Origin of the sequence: Prosthecobacter sp. (genome assembly GCF_049294395.1) — a bacterium.
GTDB lineage: Bacteria > Verrucomicrobiota > Verrucomicrobiia > Verrucomicrobiales > Verrucomicrobiaceae > Prosthecobacter.
This window is the reverse complement of sequence record NZ_JBAQCR010000123.1, coordinates 1-20,935: the sequence shown is the minus strand read 5'-3', so window position 1 is coordinate 20,935 and position 20,935 is coordinate 1. Positions and strand designations below refer to the sequence as shown.

Genomic DNA, 20,935 nt, shown 5'->3' with positions numbered 1-20,935 from the left:
GAGAGAGGGACATACCTCCAAAAAAGGGGAGTTCTGGCAAGGAATTGTTTCACTCGAAGGATTCCGCATTCAGCGGTAGCCGTCCTTCATCCAGACAAAGGCGCAGGAGAGACTCAAAGCTGTATGCTGGCTTACCATATCGTAATCATAGCCATAACCGTCGATCTCGCCTTTAGCCAGGATTCGAAGGAGAGTTACAGACTGCTCCAGATGCTGGATGGTTATGGTGGGAATTTCGTGAGGCGGCTTGGCTTTGCACAAAACATTCTTTGCCGCCTCCATAGCATCCGCCTGTGCAAAAAAGGCAGATCCAATATTTCTGGGAATGGTGAATGTTCCTGAACTGACTCCACTGGCCTGCCGGACTGTCATGTATGCTGGCATCAGGGATTCAAACTCCATCGTCGCTTTGGCGAGCGCATTGATCGCCGGTTGATAATGTGGGTCCAACCCAACATCCTGAAACGCGGCTGCAAGGGACGGGGTCTGAAGGTTCTTCCCCGCCGGAATCTTGCTTTCGTCCGTCAATCCATTCACCACCATGATGAAGCGGTAGAACCGCTCATGCCCATAAACCTCTCTGGCCACATCCCTGAGCAGCATACCGCTTTTCAACACGATCGAAGTTGTCTTGGGTGCTGGAACTTCACTGACCGTCACTTTCGGCAGCGGAGGAGAATTCCGACCACATGCCGGGAGCATCAGGGCGATGACGAGACAAGCGGACAAACCGCAGATGCTCCATTTAAGTTTCATTGGGGAAAGTGCGCCGGTTTCAGATCAGGCCAGCAAAATTCCAAGCAAACCTATGCAGCACTTCCTCACTGTAAATTCCCGTTATTGACGCGCTTCCTAGCTCAGCATGGATTCCGTCTGGGCGAGAACATCGCCAAAGGGAATGCGCTCCAGCAAACCGAAGCTGGGATGTCTGCCAAGGCGCTCACGCGTGGTGGCAGGGCTGGTGAGGCCGCATAGGAAGCGGGCGAGCTGGCGGGAGGAGCGCAGCGCGGCTTTGCGCTCGGCGATGACTTCGTGAATGGCGGCCACGTGCTCGACGGTGATTGGCGGCGGCTCAGACTGCGGGATTTCGCGAGGTGATTCGTCGGTGATGCCTTTTTCGCGCTCTTTGCAGCTGGTGCAGGTGCCGCAGTCGGCGGCCATTTCTTCACCGAAGTAGTGCAGGAGCCAGCGGGTGAGGCAGCCGCGATGCTGGGCGAAGGTGAGCACTTCGTTCAGGCGCTCGACATCGCGACGTTCGCGGTCCGCAAAGAGCTGCTGCATCTTTTTGGTGATCTCCTTGGGGTCACGGCGATGCGCGTCTTCGGACAGCCGATATTTCTGGCGGCTGCCGCTGGGCTTGAGTTCGATGTCGCCGGATTCCTGCAGCCAGGTGAGTGCTTTGAGCACGCGGTCACGTGGTTCATTGAGTTCGGCGGCGGCTTCGTCAGGATTCAGCGTGATCCACTTGGTGCCGCGTTTGCCGCATTGAAACAACAGGCGGAGGAATGCCTGGCGCTCGGGTTTATGGCCGGAAAGGATGCGCTGCTCCGGCTGGATGAAGCGGAACTGGTAGCTGGCGTAAAACGAGCCGAGCGGACGCAGGATGCCTTCGAGTTCGAGGTTGGTGATGACCGTCTCGATGACCAGCGGGCGAATGTCCGTGGCATGGGCGAGATCGTACATCGAGATATCGAATTCCGCGCCTTGGAGCAGCAGATGATCGAGAAGCTGGCGGATGGCCTGCGGCGTGGGGGTGTCGCCAAAGGTGAAGTTTTCCAGCACGATGCAGTCGTCCGCGCAGGCGAGCAGCTCGCAGACGGAGACCTTGCCATCGCGACCCGCACGGCCGGTTTCCTGGGAGTAGTTTTCGAGGGTCTTGGGAAGGTTGTAGTGATAGACGGCGCGGATGTCCGCTTTGTCGATGCCCATGCCGAAAGCGATGGTGGCGACGATGACATCGGTCTGGCCGTTCATGAAGGCATCCTGTGCGGCGTGCCGGTGCTCGTCCGGCAAACCGGCGTGATAGGCGAGAGCGTTCACGCCATTCTTCTGCAAATGCGTGGCCACATGCTCGGCGGTGTTTTGCAACGTCACGTAAACGATGGAGGGCACCTTGCGCTTCAGCAGCAGCTTGGTGAGCACAGGCAGGCGCTGCTGGGCGGTGCAGGGTGTGATGCGAAAGTGGAGATTTGACCGCAGGAAAGAGGTCTGGACATGATCCGCTGGCTCGATGCCGAAGGCCTTGCGAATGTCTGCCGCGACCGAAGGCGTGGCGGTGGCGGTGAGGGCGAGCACGGGCTTGATGCCGAGCTCCTTCGCGACGAGTGCCAGACGCAGGTATTCCGGGCGAAAATTGTGGCCCCACTCGGAGATGCAATGCGCTTCATCGACCGCCATCATGGAGATGCGCAGGCGCTTGAGACGCTCGACGAAGTTTTCATTCATGAGCCGCTCCGGGGCGATGTAGAGCAGCTTGAGCGTGCCATTGCGCATGTCGTCAAAGACCTGTGCCGCTTCATCCGCTGAAAGTGAGGAATCCAAGCGTGCTGCGGCAATGCCACGTGCGCGCAGCGCCTGCACCTGGTCCTTCATCAGCGCAATCAGCGGCGAGATGACCAGCGTGACACCGTCCATGAGCAGCGCTGGCAATTGATAGCAAAGTGATTTGCCGGCGCTGGTGGGGAAGAGCGCAAGTGCGCTTCTTCCTGCGAGCAGGGCCTCCATCACCTGCTCCTGTCCGGCACGAAAGGCCTTGTGGCCAAAGTGCTGTTTGAGGGCGGCGTGGAGATCTTGGGGCATGCGCACTCATGGCACATGCGGGCTTTGACATGCAATGCAAACCTTGAGGCTGGGCTCACCCCAAAGTGTGTCGCAGCAAAATGCGAAGGCCGGCGAAAATTCGCCGGCCTCCAGCCTGATTTAACTCAGGAACTTTTCAACCCAAGAGCCAGGCTCCGCGATTACTTGCTGTGCGTGTCGCAGTGTTCCGGCTCGGGCTCGGTTTCTTCGACGATGGCCTTGGACTTGAGGAACTCCATGGCTTCCTGCAGGAGCAGGTCGCTGCGGACGTTGTCGATGAGGCCGTTTTTCTGAGCCTCGGCCATGAACTTCTTGGCGGGGGTCTTCTGACGCTCGGCGATCTGGGCGAGGGCCATGGCGATCTTCTGGGCGGGAACTTCGAGGGCTTCCTTCTTGGCGATCTGCTCAAGGATGAAGCTGACTTTGACGTTCTGGCGTGCCTGATTGGTGGCGCTGTTGAGGATCTCGTCCTGCTGCTTGATCAATTCTTCTTCGCCGATGCCCTGCTGCATAGCGCGCTGGGCGATTTCGTTGGTGCGGCGCTGGGCTTCGCGGTTCACGACTTCCTGGGGAAGTTCGAACTCCACCTTTTCAAAGAGGTGGGCGATGACCTGATTGGACTTCGCGGCATCACGGGCCTGCTCGCGGCGGCGGCGGATGGCGTCGCGCACTTCGTCGCGCAGGGTTTCGAGGCTCATTTCCTCACCGGCGATCTTTTTGATGAACTCTTCGGTGAGTTCCGGCACGGCCTTGTTCTTCACGCCGTGGCATTTAACGTTCAGGGCGATGGTCTTGCCGCGCAGGGCTTCGAAGTTGAAGTCGTCTGCCAGAGTGATGTTGAGCGTGCGCTCGTCATCTTTGGCGATGCCGACGAGGCCTGCGTAGAAGCCGGGGAGGAAATCGTCTTCGTCGGCGAGGAGGAACCAGTTTTCCTTCATCTCCTTGAGATGGGAGGGGGCGTCTGGCATGGCTTCGGCGATGGGCTGGCCGTCGAGGCTGCCGGTGACGCTGAGAACGACGACATCACCCACGGCGGCGACGCGGTCCACGTCTTCGTAGGTGGCCTGATTTTCACGGAGGTGGAGGAGATCATGGTCCACATCTGCGTCGGTGACTTCGATGCGGGGGAGCTTGACCGGGATGCCGGTGTACTCGGGGAGCTCAAACTTCGGCGCGAGGCTCATCTCGATGGTGAAGCTGAAGCTCTTGTCCGTGTCGTGATACATTTTGTCGTTCACAGCGAGGACGTTGAGGAGCTCGAGGCCTTCGCTCTTCACGGCCTGGCGCAGGCCTTCGCTGATGAGCTTCTTTTCGAGTTCGTCCTTCACTTCGTTTTCGTAGCGTTTGGCGACGATGCTCTTCGGCGTTTTGCCGGGGCGATAGCCGGGCATGCGGACCATGCCGGCGAAGTAGGTGATGATCTCGTCACGTTCTTTGCCGACCTGGTCGGAAGGAACGCGGACGTGGGCGACGGCGCGGCAGTTGGGCTGATGTTCGACGTTGATGTTCATGAGAAAGAGGTTAGGGGGCGAAGTGTTTTCCATCGCAACAACCGGGCGGTGGGGAACCGCGTCCGGGCCGGAGGGGCGCGCATGATAGACAGTTTGACGGTTTTGACAAACAGAGAACGACATCCCCGATTTTAGCCATCATGCGTATTTTTCAGAGATTTGAGGTCTGGCTGCTGCTTATCGTAGGCGGAATCGCTATTTGGTGGTCGTTTCAAACGGCCCCAAACCCCGCTGAAAACAGTTCTGGAGCCGAAATGAGCGCCGATTCCCCCCTACAGCTGCGCCGCAGCACGCTGGAGCGGGATTTTGGCAATGCCCGGCTGGATTTGGAGGTGCGCTACAAAAATTCCAGCCCCCGGCCGCTCTCCATGCAGGCACCGGACGTGCGTTTGATCAATGGCGCAGGCAAAGAGGTGCCCCCTTTTATTCTCCCTGTGGAACGCCCGCCGAGCATCGAAGCCCAGAGCACGGGCGACGTCCGCCTGCGATTCTGGCTGGAAAAAACCGACCTCGCCGGCCCCCTGACACTGGAAATCCGCGGGCAGAAACTCGAAGTCAAAAACGGCACGGCGCTGGATTTGGAGAAGCTGGAAAACGCCAAACCGAAGGTGTGGACGAGTGCCAACTGGACTCCCTGACGAGCTTCAGGCCCGCAAAATGACCCAGGTGGCGCCCCAAGAGCCGCTGGTTTCATCGGCAGGCCAGATGAACTGCTGAACTTCGGGCAGTTTCGCGAGCAATTGATGCACGCCGCTTCGAAGGGTGCCGCTGCCTTTGCCGTGGATGATGCGGACGCGGAGGATGCCGCGCTTGCGGCATTCGGCGAAATATTCAGGCAGCAGGCTGCCGATTTCATTGGGCCGGAAGGTGTGCAGGTCGAGCTCTGGACCGATGGGATGCTCCACCACATCGGGGATGGGTTCGTCGGCATCTGCGGGCATGGTTAAAGGTGATTCGATAGAACCTTGAGTCCAGCGGCAATCGTATAAGCACAAAGCTTGTGATCTGTGCTGAGGCGTTTAGCATGGGCCAAGCGTTTCCAAGGAGTTTCTTTTGCCCTCCCATCTACAAGCCAGGTTCCAGCAACTGCGTGAATTCGCAAGTCGGGGCCGAACATGGCTGCAGACCATGGCCGCAGCCAGTGAGCTGGACCCGTTTCCGCTCAGGCAGATGCTGAAGGGCTACAACAAAGAAATGTTCAAGGCGGACTCCAGAAGCGGGCTGGACGGTGCGCTGCTGGCCATCCCGCAAGGCATGGCGTTTGCCGTGGTGGCAGGGCTGCCGCTGGCCTATGGCATCACGTGTTCGGCAGTAGCCTGTGTGGTTGGGGCGCTGCTGATGAGCTCACGGCACTCCATCTATGGGCCGACGAATGCCACGGCCTTCATGGTGTCGTCCTATTTCGCCGCGTTTCCCAACCTGAATCAAATGGCCTCGATGCCAATGCTGGTGTTCCTCGTGGGTGCGCTGCTGATCTTCGGCGCGTATTTCCGCGTGGCGGACATGGCGCGGTTCATCAGCCGGGCGGTGGTGGTGGCATATCTTACAGGCGCCGCATTGCAGATGTTTGCACATCAGCTCCCGGTGGTGCTGGGGCAGCAGATCTCCGAGCCTTCCGGGAAACCGGTGGCTCGAACACTGGTCTCCGATGTGCATGATGTGCTGGGCAATCTCGGGGGCATTCACTGGCCGAGTGCACTGATCTGCGCTCTGGCTATAGGCTGCTACTACGGCCTCAAACGTTTCGGCAAACGCTTCCCGGCCCTGACGCTGACGCTCATCCTGATGTCTCTCATCGCCGTGATGATGAACAAAGCCGGGCTGCAGGTGGCCACGTATTCCGATTTGTCCTTCACCTGGCGCACGCTGCTGCCGCCGTTTCCAGACTTCACCAGTGGAAATGCCTCGGCGCAGTTCAGCCAGCTCTTTGGGCTGGCGCTTTCGCTCGCGTTTGTGGCGATGATGGAAAACTCCGCGATGGCGCGCACGCTGGCCAGTCGATCAGGGCACAATGTGGATGCCAACCAGGACATGCTGAGCCTTGGCGCGGCGAATCTGGCCTGCGCCTACCTCAGCGGCATGCCTGCATCCCATTCACTGACGCGTTCGCTGGCAGCGTATGAGAGCGGGGCGGTGACGCCAGTGTCTGCCATTGTGAGTGGCGTGGTGTGTTTGGTGGCGGCGTTGACGATCGGCCCGCTGGTGGCGTTCATCCCCAAGGCTGCGCTGGGGGCGATGGTGATCTGCGTGGCCGTGGCGCTCATCAACAAGCGGCAGATCCAGATTTCCCTGCGAGCCACGGGGGCGGATGCGGCGGTGTTTATCACAACTTTCGTGGCCACGCTGATGGTGCCTCTGCATGTGGCGATCTTCACTGGTGTGGGCATTTCGATCATTCTCTATCTGCACAAAGCCAGCCAGCCCTCGCTGGTGGAGTACGTTTTCAATGAGGAAGGCAATCTGGCCGAAGCGCACCAGGGCGGGCGCCAGCATCCGGCCATCTCCATCGTGCATGTGGAGGGCGATTTGTTTTTTGCGTCGGCCGACCTGTTCCGCACGCAAATCCAGGGCTCCTGCACTGACCCGAATCTGCGGATTGTCATCCTGCGGCTGAAGAATGCACGCCACCTCGATGCCACCTGCGCCATGGCGATTGAAGAACTGGTGCGCACGCTGCGTGCTGACGGGCGGGACCTGATCGTCAGCGGTGTGTCGAAAGATCTGTACCGCGTGCTGAAAGGTGCGGGCATGGTGGAGGTGATCGGCAAGGACAATCTCTTCCCGGCCAGTCCGTCCAATCCCAATCTTTCCACCCGGAATGCTTTGCGCCGTGCGCAGGAGATTCTAGGCATCAAAGACGCTGATGTGCGTATCTACTACGACCCTTCGAAATCCCCCAAGCTCTAGTTTTGACTTCCCCCTCTATGAAATGGTCCTTTCGCCTCTTCACCTTTGCCGGCACTGAGGTTCGTGTTCATGTCACCTTCCTGCTGCTGCTGCTGTTTGTCGCCAGCCAGAGCTTTTTAAGCGGACAGGGGCTTCCTGCAGCGCTGGAGTCGACCCTGTTCATCACCGCCATGTTTGCGTGTGTGGTGCTGCATGAATTTGGGCACGTCACGGCGGCGCGGGGCTACGGCATCCGCACGCCGGACATCACGCTGCTGCCCATCGGCGGCGTGGCGCGGCTGGAGCGCATGCCGCGCAAACCTTCGCAGGAGCTGGTGGTGGCCATCAGCGGCCCGCTGGTCAATGTGATCATCGCAGCGGCCATTTGGCTGGGCCTTGGCATCAACACGGCGTTCCATCCCGGCTACGATTTTCTGCAATCAGGCCATTTCTTCCAGAAGCTCATGATGTGGAACATCCTCATGGTCGTGTTCAACCTGATCCCCGCCTTTCCCATGGACGGCGGCCGGGTGCTGCGCGCCTTGTTCGCCATGTTCATGGAGTACGGTGCTGCCACACGCCGGGCGGCTTCGATCGGACAGGGCATTGCGATGATGGTGGCCATCTACATGCTGCTGAACCACACGTTTCAGCCCATGCTGCTGCTCATCTGCTTCTTCATCTTCATGGCCGCAGGCCAGGAGGCGGCCATGGTCACCCAGCAGGAGGCCACGCGGAATCTGCGCGTGCGTGATGCCATGCTCACGGATTTCCGCAGCCTGCCGCCAGAGGCCACTCTGCGCGATGGAGTCGAGCTGCTGCTCGCGGGTGCACAGCAGGACTTTCCTGTGCTGGACGCCCATGGCGGCATCCAGGGCATGCTGACGCGACATGATCTGATCTCGGCTCTCGCGGAAAAGGGCCCGGGGCAGCCGGTGGTGGATGTGATGCGCCCCTGCCCTGAATCGACTCAGTCAACCATTGACCTCACTCAGGCGCTGGAAACCTTGAACTCCAGCAATTGCCCGGCCCTGCCGGTCCTTGATCCCATCAGCGGTGAACTCATCGGCCTGCTCACCACGGAAAACGTGGGTGAGACCCTCATGGTACGCGCAGCACTGATGAAACTGCGCGCCTAAGAAGCTACGCTCTCCGCCGGTGGCAGATGCACTGTAGGCAACGGTGCAACGATGTTCACCGGCCATGGGGAAAATTTTTCAAAGATGCCGGGCGCGAGTTCTTTGCTGCTGGCATAGCCGCGACGGAACATTTCGAGCTTGGCGTCGATGTTATCGACGTGATGCAGCGCCACGGCCTCAGGCGTCTTTGGCAGAACCGGGGAACCGAATTCAAGGCTGCCGTGATGGGCCGCGATGAGATGCAGCAGATGGAGACGCACGATTTCCGAAGCGGGCTCCAAGGAGGCCCATTCCGCAGCAGAAGGATCTTCCAGCAGATCCCGCCAGAGCTTGTTCACCAGTTCCAGTCCCAGCGGGATGTGGCCGAGCATTTCGGCGGTGAGATTGTACGGCATGGTGAAGCCGGACTCGGCATAGACATTCTCCCAGAGTTTGCCGCAGTCATGAAACAAGACACCCGCGATCATGAGGTCGCGGTTCAACTGCGGATAGAGGCCCGCCAGCGCCACCGCGCAGCGCATCATCTGCGCCACATGCTCCACCAGGCCGCCACGGCGGGCATGATGGTTTTTGCGTGCTGCGCCGGTGCGGCGGAAGCGCTCGCCGTGGCGTTCTAGAAACACCCGGCAGAGCTTTGCGAGACGGGGGTCACGCATGGATTCGACGAAGGAGACGATGTCAGTGTAATCGGCCGACTGGCGTGCTGAGAGATCGGGATCTCCGAGAAGCAGTGTGCTGGCTTCATCTTCGGCGAGCATGCGCATCTGCACCTGCCGTGGTTCAAGACCGTATTTGCCCTCCACCCACTGTCCTGCGAGCTGGATGAAAGCATTGCGCCCCAGCTTGGCCGCGTCTTGGAACAGCGGATTGTTGTCAAAGACCCGCCAGATGAACGAATCGGCGGCATCAACGAGCTTCACCTCGAAGAAGGGACTGCCAGAGCTGGTGGCTTTTTCGATGCGTGATTCGACCTGCAGGTGCAAGCGGTAGGGCTGCGGTGTTGGATTCGCGACCTGCCGCAGCTGGGTGATCGTGATGAGGTCGAGGTCGTCTGGCATTTGATCGCTCATGGGGCGGAGTCTTTGGTGTGGCCGGGCTTGTTTTGCCAGGGAGTGCCGGTGGTATCTGAAAGCGGAGGGCGGCTTTGGGAGGCGTGAGTGGCCGGAAGTTTGTCGTCTTCGCTGATGAAGAAAAACAACAGAATGCCGATGACAGGGGCGAAAGTAATGACCAGGAACCAGAGGATACGCTCATGGGTACCAAAGCGTCTGCGGTTGAGCAGGTAGGCGAGAGTCACCCAGTAAATCAGGATATAAACGACCCAGACTGCGATCCAGAGCGGTTCTGTGCTGGTGAATTTGAAGTCCGGCATGAAGCCGCGAATTCAAGCGGTTGCGCCCAGAAAAGCAATAGGTATGCCGGTGTTATATAACTGGCTGCCCGATCTCACGCCACGGCCCCTGCTTAAGAACGATGTCTGGCACAAGGGACTGCCAGTTGCCATCCCGTGCGTGGATCATGTTGCGCACTTCGGCGCTGGTGTGAAAGAGGAAGTCCTGATTTGGCTCCTCCAGCGCCCGCACGCTCTGGGTTTCAATCAGGTAGCGGAGCAGATGCCTTTGCTCAGGAGTGACGCGAACGTCGTTCAGCCCGAGAATCTGGCCGTTCATGGGATTGCCCATGGGATAGACATAGACACGGACCTGATTTTTGAAGAGCCTCCCAAAGGCTTCCAGCAAGCCGCCTTCGAGATCCGTGCACCAGCGTTCGTTAAAGAGTTCTTGGAACAAAGGCAGGCCAAGCACGATGCCAATGGGGCACTGTGTGTGGCGCGCAAGGTAGCTGCTGACACGGTGGAACTCCGGGTATGTCGAGATGAGCACGTTTTTGCCAAGTGCCTGGAGGACATCTGCACGCGCGAGGAATTCGCTGTCCGGCACCTCGGCACCACTGGCGAGGAGATTGTGCATGGTGATTTCAAGAATCTCGATGTTGTTGCGGGCGGCCTCACCGAAATCTGCCTGAAACGCGGCCTGACCGCGCTCGATCATGTCGAGATTGAGCTTGGTGATGGGATCAAAGCTGCCGCGCTTGAGGAAGACCGGCTTTTTGTAAAGCACATCGGAAGCCTGCCAGATTTCGCCATCGGCACCGAACAGTGCGGCGTCAGCCAGACCGAGGCGGACGAGTTTCAATGCCACGAGACGGTCCTGGAACTCCGAGGCGGCGAAAGCAGGGCCGGTGAAATCGATCATGTCAATTTCCACCCGCTTGCGGCTGAGGTCGTCGAGCAGGCTTTGAAGGAAAGTGGAGAGATCATCCCGCAAATGGAAAGCGGCGTAGATGAAATTGACGCCGAGTTTGCCGAGGGCATCCGACTGCCGCGCATTGGAGTCGTCCAAGAGACGCACATGCATCTGGATTTCGCTGCTGGGACCGCCGGGATCTGTCTGAAAGCGCAGGCCGATCCAGCCGTGGCATTCCTCCTTGGTGTCGCGGTAGGAACGAGCGCGCACAGTGTCTGCCAGCGTGAAGAAGGTGGTGGTGGCGCCCCGCTTGGCATTCAGCCGCTGAATGAGCATGGGATATTCATGCTCCAGCATGTCGCACATGCGCTGGCGCGAGACGTAGCGGGAGCATTTGCCGTAAATCTCGTCGCTGATGGTCATGTCATAAGCCGACATGGTCTTGGCCACGGTGCCAGATGCGCCGCCGGCGCGGAAAAACCAATTGGCGACTTCCTGTCCGGCTCCGATTTCAGCAAAGGTGCCGTAAATGGTGTGCGCGAGATTGATCTTGAGCGCTTTTTCAAGCGTGCCGGGGCGGTCGTTAACAGAATTCATGTGGGGTGATTTGATGATGCGCATGGCTGACGGCGATGCACGAAGCATTTGAAGGCAGTTCCGGCTCCATCGGCGTCGGTGAGCGCGGCTGGTGCAGCGCGTGCATGCAGAAATTCGGCCAAGGTCTGGCGCGAAGCCTCTGTGAGGCCCAGTTCAAGCAGCCAGGCGGCGTAGTCGGTGAAGTTGATGTCGGCAGTGATGTCCTGGCGGCCAGGATTGACATAGATGTCGGCTCCGGTGAGTCTTTGATGCAGGAGATAAGCACGCAGCGTGCCGTGTGGCCGCCGATGGTAGAGCCGGGGGAATTCGTCGCCGTAGTCGATGGTGAGCATGGCGCCGCCTTTCCAATGCGGTGTCCATTGGTGCAGCCAGTCGCGCACACTGGGGTGAAGCTCACAGCGCTGGCGGTCGGCAAAGGTGGTGTGACGCAGGGCGCTGTAATGGGCGGAGTCGAGAGCGTGCGGATGCAACTGCTCCGGCACCCAGACCTCAAGCCAGCGCTGCTCGGCAGCGTTCCATTGCACGAGGGTGGCGGGGAAGGCGTCGAGGAGTTCGTTGTGGTAGATGAGCGCGTGGCCTTGCGCAGCAGCGAGTGCGGATTCGAGATTTTGATGCCATGTCACCTTGGTGCCCAGCTTCTTTTGCTGCTCCTGCCGCAGCACCGGGGAGGTCTCGACGATGTGAAACGTGAAGCGACGGCGCGCCAACCAGCCGAGCGCCTTGTGCACCGCATGCATGAGCGATCCATCGCCTGCGCCGACCTCAATGATGTGACGCACCTGCGGCTGCAAACGGGATTCCGCTTTGAGCCATGCTGCGATGGCGTGACCCAACGCTGGCGAGAGAGTAGCGGAAGTGGAGAAGTCGCCGCGTGCGCCGACGGTCTTGATGTGGCGGGTGTAGTAACCGCGTTCGGGGTCGAACAGGGCACGTGCCATGAAGGCGGAGAAGGGCTCAGAAACTGCGGATGATTTCATCAGCGATGATTTCCAAGCCTTCGCGCACGATGTGCTCAGGCTGCGAGTAGGTGAGGCGCAGGCACTCATGCGGATGGCGCCACTCCTTCTCCAGACCGAAGGCGAAGTAATGCCCGGGGATGACGAGGACTTTGCGTTCTTTGAGCCTGCGATACAATTCTGCCGCTGGGATGGGCAGGCCATTGACCCAGAGCCAGAGGAAGAAGGCCCCTTCCTGAGCATGCAGAGCCCATGGAACGCGATCTCCCAGTGCTGATGCGAGCACGGATTTGGCGAAGTCGGAGCGTTCGCGGTAGAAGGGGCGAATGACCGAGGGGCCGAGTTTGACGAGGGTGTCGTCTTTGAGCAGCGGCATGAGGAGCGCCTGGCCGAGATTGCCATTCGCCAGCGAGACAATGGCGTTCATGTTTGAGAGCGCCTTCACGATGTGAGGATCGGCAACGATCATGGCGGTGCGCACGCCGGGCAGGCCGACTTTGCTCATGCTGATGCTGAAGATCATGCCCGGCTGCCACTGGGGTTGGAAGCCGTTGTGAATGACGCCGGGAAAGGGATGGCCGTAGGCGTTGTCGATGATGAGAGGAATGCCGTGCGCATCCGCCAGTGCGTGCAGGCTTTCGAACTCGTTTTGCGTGAGAACGTTGCCCGTGGGATTCGTGGGGCACGAGACACACATCGCGGCGATGTCGGGTGTGATGCGCAGCTGATCGAAATCGACGTGGTATTTGATCTCGTGCGGGGCGGTTTCGACAATGCGGGGGAGACAAGCGGTGAACTGGCCGGGGGAGAGCGCCTGATTGGCGTAGCCGATGTATTCAGGCAGCAGCGGGAAGAGGATGCGCTTCCTGGCAGTGCCGGTCTGACCGGCGAGAAGATTGAAGAGCAGGAAGAACGCGGACTGCGAACTCGGCATGACCGCGATGTTTTCGTGGGTCACGTTCCAGCCGCATTCACGCTGGAGAAAGGCGGCGAAGGCTTCCCTGAAAAGCGGATTGCCACCGGGAGGATCGTAGTTGAGCAAGGTGCGATCGATGCTGCCGTCATCGAGCATGGCATGCATGCGCGTGCGCCAGAGCTGCTGCACCTCGGGAATGGCTGCAGGCTGGCCGCCGCCGAGCATGCGCATGTCCGGATGGGTGGTGAGCGCAGCTCCGCAATCATCCATGAGTTCCTGGATGCCGCTGGGGCCCGCTAGGCGCTGGCCGATGTCTGAGAAGGTGGGTTGCATCAAGAGGCGACCGAGGTCTGCACCCAGTCGCGAATGCTGAAATCTGGCGCAGCTTTTTCAATCTGCCAGCGGCCATCCGCGTTCAGTCTGACGCTGCCGAGCCAGCGCTGATGCCACTCCTCGGGAGAAATCATGCTGAGCTGGTGCCTGCCCGAGACTTCGTAGAGGTGATAGACCTCGCCACAGACAGGTTCAAAACCGAAGCTGCTTTCGTAGATGAGCTTGTTCCAGTTGAACGCGTCGATGACCTCCATGTAGCGCTCCTGGATTTCCACCATCTCCTGCTGGAGGACGCGCTCGACCCGGGAAACGCCGCGGGATTTGAAGTTGGTAAGATCCTGGGGGATGATGTTGGCAGCCAGGCGCGAAACTGGGTACGGCAGGTAATTGCCGCGGGGTTCGGGGGCTTGCAGAGCAGCGTCGATGGGGTCCAAAACAGGGGCGTTTTCTATCATAAAATGGACTGCGGGGGTGCGGTATGCAACGGCGCTTTGATTTGAAATGCCGCTGCGGGGGCTTAGAATGAGCCATGAATAACGTCTCGAAACTCCTCCAGGCCGCAGTGCTCTCTGGTCTTCTGGCTTCATGCGCCAGCAGAACCATGGACAGCATCCCCACATTGGCAGATCTGAATGCCTACGAAAAAGTGGTCCGCGCCAGATATCAGGTCATGTACGATGAACTTGAGAAAAAGCGCGCCAGCGGTGCACTGAGCAAGGCTGACTATGCGGAAGAAAAGCACCGGCTGGATTCCAAGGTCGCTGAGAACGTCAACAACGCGGCATGGAACAAACACTACCTTGCGGAATCAGAGCGCAAATCCGACGGGGTTCCGACTCCTGACCAGCCCGTGGCTTTGAATTCAGTCCAAGTCACTCAGGGAGGCAACTCCTTCTACAGCCCATCCTACCAGAATTATGGGGCCGTTACAGGCATGGGAGGTTCCGCAGGCATGGGCAGCATGCGAGCTGCCAATGAACAGCTCAGCCAATCCAAAAGCATCCGCAATGATGCCATGTCGGCCGGGGGAACCTATCTTTCTGCGCCGCCTCCCGGCTCCGTTTACGACCAAGACGTGAAGCGTTAAGAACAGACGCACGTTCATTTCTGGACCGAGATCGCGACAAAGGCCATCGCATTCAAAGATAAAGCCCTGTGAGGAGTGATCCCCACAGGGCTTTTGGCGGCGGATTGCTCCGCCACATTGACCTCCCTAGGAGGCCAATGCGTTACTTCTTCTTCGCAGCCTTCTTAGCGGCCTTCTTTGCGACTTTGACGGCTTTCTTTGCGGGCGCCTTTTTGGCGGCTTTCTTTGCAGCTTTCTTAGCCATGGTGTTTATCCTCTGTTTGTTGTTGGTTGCGTTGTTGTTTTGTTTTGCCACGGACGCGCTTTTGGCACCTCCACGGACACTTTTTCCTGCGGCGGCCGGAGCGGCGGCGCGCTTTTCTTCGATCGCGGCCTGCGCTGCGGCAAGGCGTGCGACTGGGACCCGGAAAGGACTGCAACTCACATACGTGAGGCCTGCACGATGGCAGAATTTGACGCTCTCAGGATCGCCACCGTGTTCACCGCAGATGCCCAGCTTGATGTCGGGCTTGGTCTTGCGGCCTTTTTCGATGGCGATATTGATGAGCTGGCCAACACCGGTTTGATCCAGCGTGGCAAAGGGGTTCTTCTTGAAGATTTCGTTCTCCGTGTAAGGCATCAGGAAGCTGCCCATGTCATCACGGCTGATGCCAAGCGCAGTCTGCGTGAGGTCATTGGTGCCGAAGCTGAAGAACTGTGCGGTCTCGGCGATTTCATCAGCCGTGAGAGCTCCACGCGGCACCTCAATCATGGTGCCGACAAGATAGTCGAGCTTAATTTTTTTCTCAGCCATCACTTCTTTTGCTACCTTATGCACGATTTCGACCTGCAGGTCGAGTTCTTTCTTGAAGCCGACGAGCGGAATCATCACCTCAGGTTTCACCTTGATCTTCAGCTTCGCCACATCTGCGGCGGCTTCAAAGATGGCGCGAGCCTGCATCTCGGTGATCTCAGGATAGGCGATGCCGAGACGGCAGCCGCGATGTCCGAGCATCGGATTGAACTCATGCAGAGCAGCAACACGTGCGGTGACTTTCTCAACCGACACGCCCATTTTCTTGGCGAGTTCAGCCTGAGCTTTTTCTTCGTGCGGCACGAATTCGTGAAGCGGAGGATCAAGCAGACGGATGGTGGCAGGAAGACCTTTGAGGGCCTTGAAGATGCCGGTGAAGTCATCACGCTGATAAGGCAGCAGTTTGGCGAGCGCCTTTTTGCGGTCAGCCACGTTGTCAGCCAGAATCATTTCACGCACGGCGTCGATGCGGTCACCTTCAAAGAACATGTGTTCGGTGCGGGTGAGACCGATGCCCTGAGCACCGAAAGCGATGGCGTTCTGCGTCTGCTCCGGATTGTCGGCGTTGGTGCGGACCTGCATGCGAGTGGCCTTGGAGCACCAGATCATGAGCTGCTGGAAGCTCTTGAATTTTTCGGTGCTCTGCGCGGCCTTGTCACCACTGATCATGCCGGTGATGATTTCGGAAGGAGCAGTCTTCAGCTCGCCGCCGTAAACGATGCCGCTGGTGCCGTCGATGGAGAGGTAATCCCCTTCATTGAAGGTCACACCTGCGACAGAAACCGTCTTCTTGTCGTAATCGATTTCCAGAGCGGCGGCACCGCAGATGCAAACCTTGCCCATCTGACGGGCGACGAGAGCGGCGTGGGATGAAACACCACCACGTGCGGTCAGAATGCCTTCGGCAGCGATCATGCCGCGAAGATCTTCCGGGCTGGTTTCGTTGCGGACGAGGAGCACTTTCTCACCTTTTGCTTCGGCGATGACGGCGCGGTCGGCGTTGAGGTAGATCTTGCCAGATGCGGCACCCGGGCCGGCAGGAAGACCGGAAGCGATGGCCTTGGCCCTCTTCACGTCAGCGACGTCAAAGATCGGAGCAAGGAGCTGTTCGAGCTGATCGGCTGGATTGCGCAGCACGGCGGTCTCCCAGTCGATGAGCTTTTCCTTCACCATGTCGATGGAGAACTTCAGAGCGGCAGCGGCGGTGCGTTTGCCATTGCGGGTCTGCAGCATGAACAGCTTGCCTTCCTGAATGGTGAACTCGATGTCCTGCACGTCCTTGAAATGCTTTTCAAGCTTCTGGCGGACCAGGAGCAGTTCGGCGTAGGACTTCGGCATTTCCTTCTTGAGCTGGATCACCGGCTCAGGAGTGCGCACGCCGGCGACGACGTCTTCGCCCTGGGCATTGATGAGGAACTCACCGTAGAATTCGTTGGTGCCGTTCGCAGGATTGCGGGTGAAGGCCACGCCGGATCCAGAAGTCGGACCGGTGTTGCCGAAGACCATGGCCTGCACGTTCACGGCAGTGCCCCACTCGGCAGGGATGTTGTACTTGCGGCGATAAACGATGGCGCGGTCATTCATCCAGCTGCCGAAGACGGCGCCGGCAGCACCACGCAGCTGATCCCATGGATCGGAAGGGAACACCTTGCCGGTGCGCTCTTTGACGAGAGCCTTGAAACGCTTCACCAGTTCCTTCTGGTCATCGGCGGTCAGATCGCTGTCGATGATGTCCTTGCCGTAGGTTTCGTGTTTGAACTTTTCGATGGCCATTTCAAACGGCTCATGGTCTTCACCTTCGAGCTTCTGCACGCCGAGAACGACGTCACCATACATTTGAACGAAACGGCGGTAGCAGTCCCAGGCGAAGCGTTCGTTGTTCGTGGCGGCAACCAGGGAGAGAACGGTTTGATCGTTCAGACCAAGGTTGAGGATCGTGTCCATCATGCCGGGCATGGAGTCACGCGCACCGGAACGCACGGCAACGAGAAGCGGGAAGCCTTTGGCGTCACCGAACTTGTAGCCCATGATTTTTTCCATGCCTTTGACGGCAGCTTCCATCTGCGACTGCAAAGAGGCAGGGTAGGTTCTCTTGTTCTCGTAGAAGTACGTGCAGACTTCTGTGCTGATGGTGAACCCGGGAGGAACGGGAAGGCCGATGCGGCTCATCTCTGCGAGATTGGCGCCCTTGCCGCCCAACAATGCTTTCATGGAACCATCGCCGTCTGATTTTCCTGGTCCGAAAAAGTAAACGTACTTCTTTTTGTCTGCGCTGCCCTTGGATGCTGTCTTTGCCATATGAGATATTTCGAATCGTCTGATGCGATTCGTGGTTGTGTGTGTGTTCAGTGGGGTTTGAAGCGCGGATTTAAATCGTTGCAGTATATGATGCAAGCATTAGTTGACAATCAAAGCTCCCGGTGAAGGCGGCGCATCAAGGGTCACAAGGGTCGTGGTTCACCTTGTCAGCACCCGTCGAAGTTGGCGCTTGTTCATGACAAGTATTGACGTGGCAACGCAAAAACGATTAAATACTTCAGTCGGAACGACGACTGTTTTTTTCGAACCCCTTTCGTTCCTGGTACACGCCCAACACAAACCCAACCGAAGATCATGAAACTCAAACCTCGTTCCAACTTTTCCACACGACCGGGCTTTACGCTCATCGAACTGCTGGTGGTGATCACCATCATCGCCGTCCTTGCAGGTCTGGTCATCTCACAGGCCAACAAGCTGATGGCGGATGGGAGAAAGTTGCAGGTGCAGGTGGTCCTCAAAGACATGCGTAGCGCCATCACGAGCTATCAGGTTGATTACAACCGCTGGCCGGTGAATCCCAGCCTGCTCAGCGCGGCAGCCTCCGGCCAGGACATTCAGGCTTTGCCGACAGATGAGAACAGCGGCATCGTCGGTGCGCTCACTACGCTGACATCATCCTCATCCTCAGCCTCAGGTGGCGGTGGAGCAGTCAACCTGAACCCCAAGGGCATCAAATTCATCGACCTGCCGATTGCCAGGAATGGCAAGTTTGGCCTGGTCAATGCCCAGCCCCCTTACAAGCTGGTCGATCTCTGGGGCACCGTCTATTATGTGCTGCTTGATACCAATGGTGATCTGCAGGTGGCCAATCCAGATTTGACCAACTCGGATCCCAAGATCTCTGCGAACGCCATCAGCCCTCCACCGCAGAAGCTTCCTCTGGAAGTCGCCATTTACAGCTGGGGCCAGGACTTGAAGGCACAGACTCCAGACGACGTTGTGTCCTGGCGGAGCAAGTGACAGGGCCTGACATCCGTTACACCTAGAGGCGCAGCGGCAAACCGCTGCGCTTTTTTATGCCTGGATCAGGCGCGCTGCGCGAGCAGTTCACCCGCTTTGGCAGGATCGACTTTCTCATAGAAGTCGTCCTCGATCATGCAAACCGGACCAAAACCGCAGCTTGCCAGACACTCGGCAAATTCAATGCTGTACTTGCCATCGGCGCTGACCGCGATGGGATGATGATGATCCGTGTGGGAGCGGTCGATGTTGCCGGCTTTGCAAAGCGCGTCCATCAGCTCGTAGCTTCCTGCCATGGCGCATGAGAGCGTGCGGCACACGCGGATGTGGTACTTGCCGGGAGCGGTTTGGCGGAAGCCCGGATAGAAGGTGACGACTTCGAGCACCTGAATCGGCTCCAGAGAGAGCTTGGCGGCCACCCAGTTCACGGCCTCTTCACTGATGAAGCGGAAATGCTCCTGCACCAGATGCAGCAGGGGGAGGACGGCGCTGCGTTTGGAAACAGGATAGTGCGAGATCGCCTCGTCCATGCGTTTTTCCAATTCGGCTGGAACTTCAAAGGCCATGCGGGGGAGTGTCTCGGATGAAATGGTTAGGATGAATCAGCGGTCACATTCGCCCATGACGAAGTCCAGGCTGCCAAGCACTGCAGGAATGTCGCTGAGCATGTGGCCGGGGATCAGCTTGGAGATGATGCTGAGATTGAGGAAAGAGGGGGCGCGGATTTTCAAGCGGTGCGGGACACCGCCGCCGGTGCTGTTGATGTAGAAGCCGAGCTCTCCCTTGGGATTTTCGGCGGCGAAATAAACTTCTCCCGCAGGAGCATCAATGCCCTGGGTGGAGATGATGAAGTGGTGGATGAGCTCCTCCATCTTCATCAGCACTTTTTCCTTCTTTGGCAGCAGCCCTTTGGCGTCGGCCACATTGATGGGGCCTTCCGGCAGAGTCGCGAACACCTGCCGGAGGATGCGCACGCTCTGGCGCATCTCTTCCATGCGCACCAGATAACGATCATAGCAGTCGCCCTTGGTGCCGACTGGCACGTCGAACTCGTACTTGTCGTAATCGAGGTAAGGATGCGCCTTGCGAAGGTCATGTTCGACACCTGAACCGCGCAGGTTTGGGCCTGTGAGACCGTAACCGATGGCGTCTTCTTTGGAGATGATCCCGATGTCCTGCGTGCGGTCGATGAAGATGCGATTGCGCGAGAGCAGCTTGTCGATCTCATCGATGACAGGCTCCAGCTGATCGAGGAAGGTTTTCACGGCACCGACAAAGCCATTCGGCAAATCGCGGATCTGGCCACCCACGCGGGTGTAGCTGGTGGTGAAGCGCGCGCCGGTGAGCTGCTCGCATAGATTGTAGATCTTTTCGCGCTCGGTGAAGGTGTAGAGGAACACGGTCATGGCACCGACATCCATGGCAAACACCCCGACTCCGAGCATGTGGGCGGAAATGCGGGCCAGTTCGCAGCAGATCACGCGGATCGCGCGGCCACGCTCAGGGACTTCCCAGCCCATGAGCTTTTCCACAGCGAGGGCATAGGCGACGTTGTTCGCCAGCGGTGCCAGATAGTCCAGCCGATCCGTGTAGGGCACGAACTGGTTGTAGTGCATGTTCTCGGCGATTTTTTCGTCGCCACGATGCAGGAAGCCCACATCGGGATCGCACTTGGTGATGATTTCGCCGTCGAGTTCCAGAATGAGCCGCAACACACCGTGGGTGGCCGGATGGCTGGGCCCCATGTTGAGCACCAGTTTCTCTCCGACGATGTCCGTCGTGGCTTCTTCCACAGCTTCGAGCTGCCGGGCCGCTTTGGCGGCGGTATCCGGGGCCTCGTATTCTCGGGTGACAGTGGGCATGAAAAGCAGGGGGCTGGTAGCGTGCGTGAGGGGTATCTATCTACGCTGCCCAAAGAGCGGCAAGGCGATTTTGTGAAAAATTTCACAAGCGCGCTCAAACCAGCCTCAAAAAACCCTCTCCAGCCCGTTTATTATAGGGTCAAGGACCGAGGGCTGCCACGCCGGAAGTTGCCCTCAGGCCCGGTCTGGGACAGACTGAGGCCGGACATGCGATACGCTCCACGCCTCAAGCGACCCCAGCTTTTCCCGGTTTTTGCCGCGGTGTGGCTAGCCATGGCAGGATGGGGAGTGGCCCAGACTGAGCCACCTGCAGACGGTATTCGCGATGAGACGCGGGCGCTCACCGCTGAAGGCCACCGGGTGCTCGCCGAGGAGCTCAAACAGTTTTCCCAGAATTTGAAATGCGATGCGTGGATCCAGGCCACCAGTTTCATGCCTGCCGGGCTCACCGTCCGCAGAAAGGCCCAGATCACGAGACGTGAATGGAGCGGGACGCGGCCTGCCGTGCTGATGGCCTACGACCGTGCCAGC

Annotated in this window: 19 protein-coding genes; 6 read left to right on the top strand and 13 right to left on the bottom strand. The window is 58.7% G+C overall.

Annotated elements, in window-relative coordinates; all coding sequences use genetic code 11:
• Nucleotides 1–69 precede the first annotated feature (69 nt).
• The 3 genes from WAW39_RS08145 to tig all read right to left on the bottom strand — a co-directional run bounded on the left by WAW39_RS08145 (nt 70) and on the right by tig (nt 4,310).
• On the bottom strand, nt 70–756 hold the full coding sequence (locus WAW39_RS08145) for a hypothetical protein (protein ID WP_422317619.1): 687 nt from the start codon (nt 754–756) through the stop codon (nt 70–72).
• 96 nt (nt 757–852) lie between these two features.
• A complete protein-coding gene (locus WAW39_RS08140) occupies nt 853–2,799 on the bottom strand; it encodes a RecQ family ATP-dependent DNA helicase (protein ID WP_422317617.1) in 1,947 nt (648 codons plus the stop codon).
• A 161-nt stretch (nt 2,800–2,960) separates the two neighbouring features.
• Nucleotides 2,961–4,310 carry a trigger factor gene (gene tig / locus WAW39_RS08135; protein ID WP_422317615.1) on the bottom strand — a complete coding sequence of 450 codons (1,350 nt, stop codon included), beginning with the start codon at nt 4,308–4,310 and terminating at the stop codon, nt 2,961–2,963.
• Nucleotides 4,311–4,564: 254 nt separating this feature from the next.
• Between tig and WAW39_RS08130 the strand changes: the two genes are divergently transcribed.
• Complete coding sequence (locus WAW39_RS08130; RefSeq protein ID WP_422317613.1) at nt 4,565–4,948, top strand: hypothetical protein; 384 nt, start codon at nt 4,565–4,567, stop codon at nt 4,946–4,948.
• Between the two features lie 6 nt (nt 4,949–4,954).
• Here WAW39_RS08130 and WAW39_RS08125 read toward each other — a convergent pair whose 3' ends face one another.
• Complete coding sequence (locus WAW39_RS08125; protein ID WP_422317611.1) at nt 4,955–5,251, bottom strand: Smr/MutS family protein; 297 nt, start codon at nt 5,249–5,251, stop codon at nt 4,955–4,957.
• Nucleotides 5,252–5,438: 187 nt separating this feature from the next.
• Here WAW39_RS08125 and WAW39_RS08120 point away from each other — a divergent pair, with 187 nt between their 5' ends.
• Together WAW39_RS08120 and WAW39_RS08115 are read left to right on the top strand one after the other, a co-directional pair.
• Nucleotides 5,439–7,217 (top strand): SulP family inorganic anion transporter, encoded by a 1,779-nt coding sequence (locus tag WAW39_RS08120; RefSeq protein ID WP_422317609.1) that lies wholly within the window; start codon nt 5,439–5,441, stop codon nt 7,215–7,217.
• 17 nt (nt 7,218–7,234) lie between these two features.
• Nucleotides 7,235–8,335, top strand: a complete 1,101-nt coding sequence (locus tag WAW39_RS08115; protein WP_422317607.1) for a site-2 protease family protein — start codon at nt 7,235–7,237, stop codon at nt 8,333–8,335.
• Here the strand turns inward: WAW39_RS08115 and WAW39_RS08110 are convergent.
• The 6 genes from WAW39_RS08110 to WAW39_RS08085 are packed head-to-tail and all read right to left on the bottom strand — an operon-like array spanning nt 8,332 to nt 13,838.
• Complete coding sequence (locus tag WAW39_RS08110; RefSeq protein WP_422317605.1) at nt 8,332–9,405, bottom strand: HD domain-containing protein; 1,074 nt, start codon at nt 9,403–9,405, stop codon at nt 8,332–8,334. The genes WAW39_RS08115 and WAW39_RS08110 overlap by 4 nt on opposite strands.
• Nucleotides 9,402–9,707: a PLD nuclease N-terminal domain-containing protein gene (locus WAW39_RS08105; protein ID WP_422317604.1), complete on the bottom strand. Its 306-nt coding sequence runs from the start codon at nt 9,705–9,707 to the stop codon at nt 9,402–9,404. Before WAW39_RS08105 ends, WAW39_RS08110 begins: the two co-directional genes overlap by 4 nt.
• A gap of 52 nt (nt 9,708–9,759) precedes the next feature.
• Nucleotides 9,760–11,178, bottom strand: coding sequence for a TonB-dependent receptor (locus WAW39_RS08100; RefSeq protein WP_422317602.1), 1,419 nt, complete (start codon nt 11,176–11,178; stop codon nt 9,760–9,762).
• Nucleotides 11,175–12,155: an SAM-dependent methyltransferase gene (locus WAW39_RS08095; RefSeq protein ID WP_422317600.1), complete on the bottom strand. Its 981-nt coding sequence runs from the start codon at nt 12,153–12,155 to the stop codon at nt 11,175–11,177. The genes WAW39_RS08100 and WAW39_RS08095 overlap by 4 nt, the downstream gene beginning before the upstream one ends.
• Nucleotides 12,133–13,383: a valine--pyruvate transaminase gene (locus WAW39_RS08090; protein ID WP_422317598.1), complete on the bottom strand. Its 1,251-nt coding sequence runs from the start codon at nt 13,381–13,383 to the stop codon at nt 12,133–12,135. The genes WAW39_RS08095 and WAW39_RS08090 overlap by 23 nt, the downstream gene beginning before the upstream one ends.
• Nucleotides 13,383–13,838, bottom strand: a complete 456-nt coding sequence (locus WAW39_RS08085) for a DUF2452 domain-containing protein (protein WP_422317596.1) — start codon at nt 13,836–13,838, stop codon at nt 13,383–13,385. Before WAW39_RS08085 ends, WAW39_RS08090 begins: the two co-directional genes overlap by 1 nt.
• 74 nt (nt 13,839–13,912) lie before the next feature.
• Between WAW39_RS08085 and WAW39_RS08080 the strand changes: the two genes are divergently transcribed.
• The gene (locus WAW39_RS08080; RefSeq protein ID WP_422317594.1) at nt 13,913–14,470 is read left to right on the top strand and encodes a hypothetical protein; all 558 of its coding nucleotides are present in this window, start codon (nt 13,913–13,915) and stop codon (nt 14,468–14,470) included.
• 142 nt (nt 14,471–14,612) lie between these two features.
• Here the strand turns inward: WAW39_RS08080 and ppdK are convergent, their stop codons facing one another.
• Entirely contained in the window at nt 14,613–17,561 is a 2,949-nt protein-coding gene (ppdK, locus tag WAW39_RS08075) for a pyruvate, phosphate dikinase (protein ID WP_422317592.1), read from the bottom strand.
• 315 nt (nt 17,562–17,876) lie between these two features.
• Between ppdK and WAW39_RS08070 the strand changes: the two genes are divergently transcribed.
• Complete coding sequence (locus tag WAW39_RS08070) at nt 17,877–18,542, top strand: type II secretion system protein (RefSeq protein WP_422317590.1); 666 nt, start codon at nt 17,877–17,879, stop codon at nt 18,540–18,542.
• Between the two features lie 65 nt (nt 18,543–18,607).
• On the opposite strand, the gene WAW39_RS08065 is transcribed toward WAW39_RS08070, so the two are convergent.
• Together WAW39_RS08065 and nuoD are read right to left on the bottom strand one after the other, a co-directional pair.
• A complete protein-coding gene (locus WAW39_RS08065) occupies nt 18,608–19,108 on the bottom strand; it encodes an NAD(P)H-dependent oxidoreductase subunit E (RefSeq protein WP_395730411.1) in 501 nt (166 codons plus the stop codon).
• A gap of 36 nt (nt 19,109–19,144) precedes the next feature.
• Complete coding sequence (gene nuoD / locus WAW39_RS08060) at nt 19,145–20,404, bottom strand: NADH dehydrogenase (quinone) subunit D (RefSeq protein WP_422317586.1); 1,260 nt, start codon at nt 20,402–20,404, stop codon at nt 19,145–19,147.
• Between the two features lie 288 nt (nt 20,405–20,692).
• Here nuoD and WAW39_RS08055 point away from each other — a divergent pair.
• Nucleotides 20,693–20,935: hypothetical protein (locus tag WAW39_RS08055; protein WP_422317584.1), on the top strand; the 243-nt coding region annotated here is incomplete at its 3' end.

Bases quoted from the DNA above. Each gene is read 5' to 3' on its own strand.
- WAW39_RS08140 (WP_422317617.1), bottom strand. From the start codon at position 2,799: ATGCCCCAAGATCTCCACGCCGCCCTCAAACAGCACTTTGGCCACAAG.
- WAW39_RS08090 (WP_422317598.1), bottom strand. From the start codon at position 13,383: ATGCAACCCACCTTCTCAGACATCGGCCAGCGCCTAGCGGGCCCCAGC.
- WAW39_RS08105 (WP_422317604.1), bottom strand. From the start codon at position 9,707: ATGCCGGACTTCAAATTCACCAGCACAGAACCGCTCTGGATCGCAGTC.
- WAW39_RS08125 (WP_422317611.1), bottom strand. From the start codon at position 5,251: ATGCCCGCAGATGCCGACGAACCCATCCCCGATGTGGTGGAGCATCCC.
- WAW39_RS08085 (WP_422317596.1), bottom strand. From the start codon at position 13,838: ATGATAGAAAACGCCCCTGTTTTGGACCCCATCGACGCTGCTCTGCAA.
- ppdK (WP_422317592.1), bottom strand. From the start codon at position 17,561: ATGGCAAAGACAGCATCCAAGGGCAGCGCAGACAAAAAGAAGTACGTT.
- WAW39_RS08120 (WP_422317609.1), top strand. From the start codon at position 5,439: ATGGCCGCAGCCAGTGAGCTGGACCCGTTTCCGCTCAGGCAGATGCTG.
- WAW39_RS08080 (WP_422317594.1), top strand. From the start codon at position 13,913: ATGAATAACGTCTCGAAACTCCTCCAGGCCGCAGTGCTCTCTGGTCTT.
- WAW39_RS08145 (WP_422317619.1), bottom strand. From the start codon at position 756: ATGAAACTTAAATGGAGCATCTGCGGTTTGTCCGCTTGTCTCGTCATC.
- WAW39_RS08115 (WP_422317607.1), top strand. From the start codon at position 7,235: ATGAAATGGTCCTTTCGCCTCTTCACCTTTGCCGGCACTGAGGTTCGT.
- WAW39_RS08110 (WP_422317605.1), bottom strand. From the start codon at position 9,405: ATGAGCGATCAAATGCCAGACGACCTCGACCTCATCACGATCACCCAG.
- WAW39_RS08070 (WP_422317590.1), top strand. From the start codon at position 17,877: ATGAAACTCAAACCTCGTTCCAACTTTTCCACACGACCGGGCTTTACG.
- nuoD (WP_422317586.1), bottom strand. From the start codon at position 20,404: ATGCCCACTGTCACCCGAGAATACGAGGCCCCGGATACCGCCGCCAAA.
- WAW39_RS08130 (WP_422317613.1), top strand. From the start codon at position 4,565: ATGAGCGCCGATTCCCCCCTACAGCTGCGCCGCAGCACGCTGGAGCGG.
- WAW39_RS08095 (WP_422317600.1), bottom strand. From the start codon at position 12,155: ATGAAATCATCCGCAGTTTCTGAGCCCTTCTCCGCCTTCATGGCACGT.
- WAW39_RS08100 (WP_422317602.1), bottom strand. From the start codon at position 11,178: ATGAATTCTGTTAACGACCGCCCCGGCACGCTTGAAAAAGCGCTCAAG.
- tig (WP_422317615.1), bottom strand. From the start codon at position 4,310: ATGAACATCAACGTCGAACATCAGCCCAACTGCCGCGCCGTCGCCCAC.
- WAW39_RS08065 (WP_395730411.1), bottom strand. From the start codon at position 19,108: ATGGCCTTTGAAGTTCCAGCCGAATTGGAAAAACGCATGGACGAGGCG.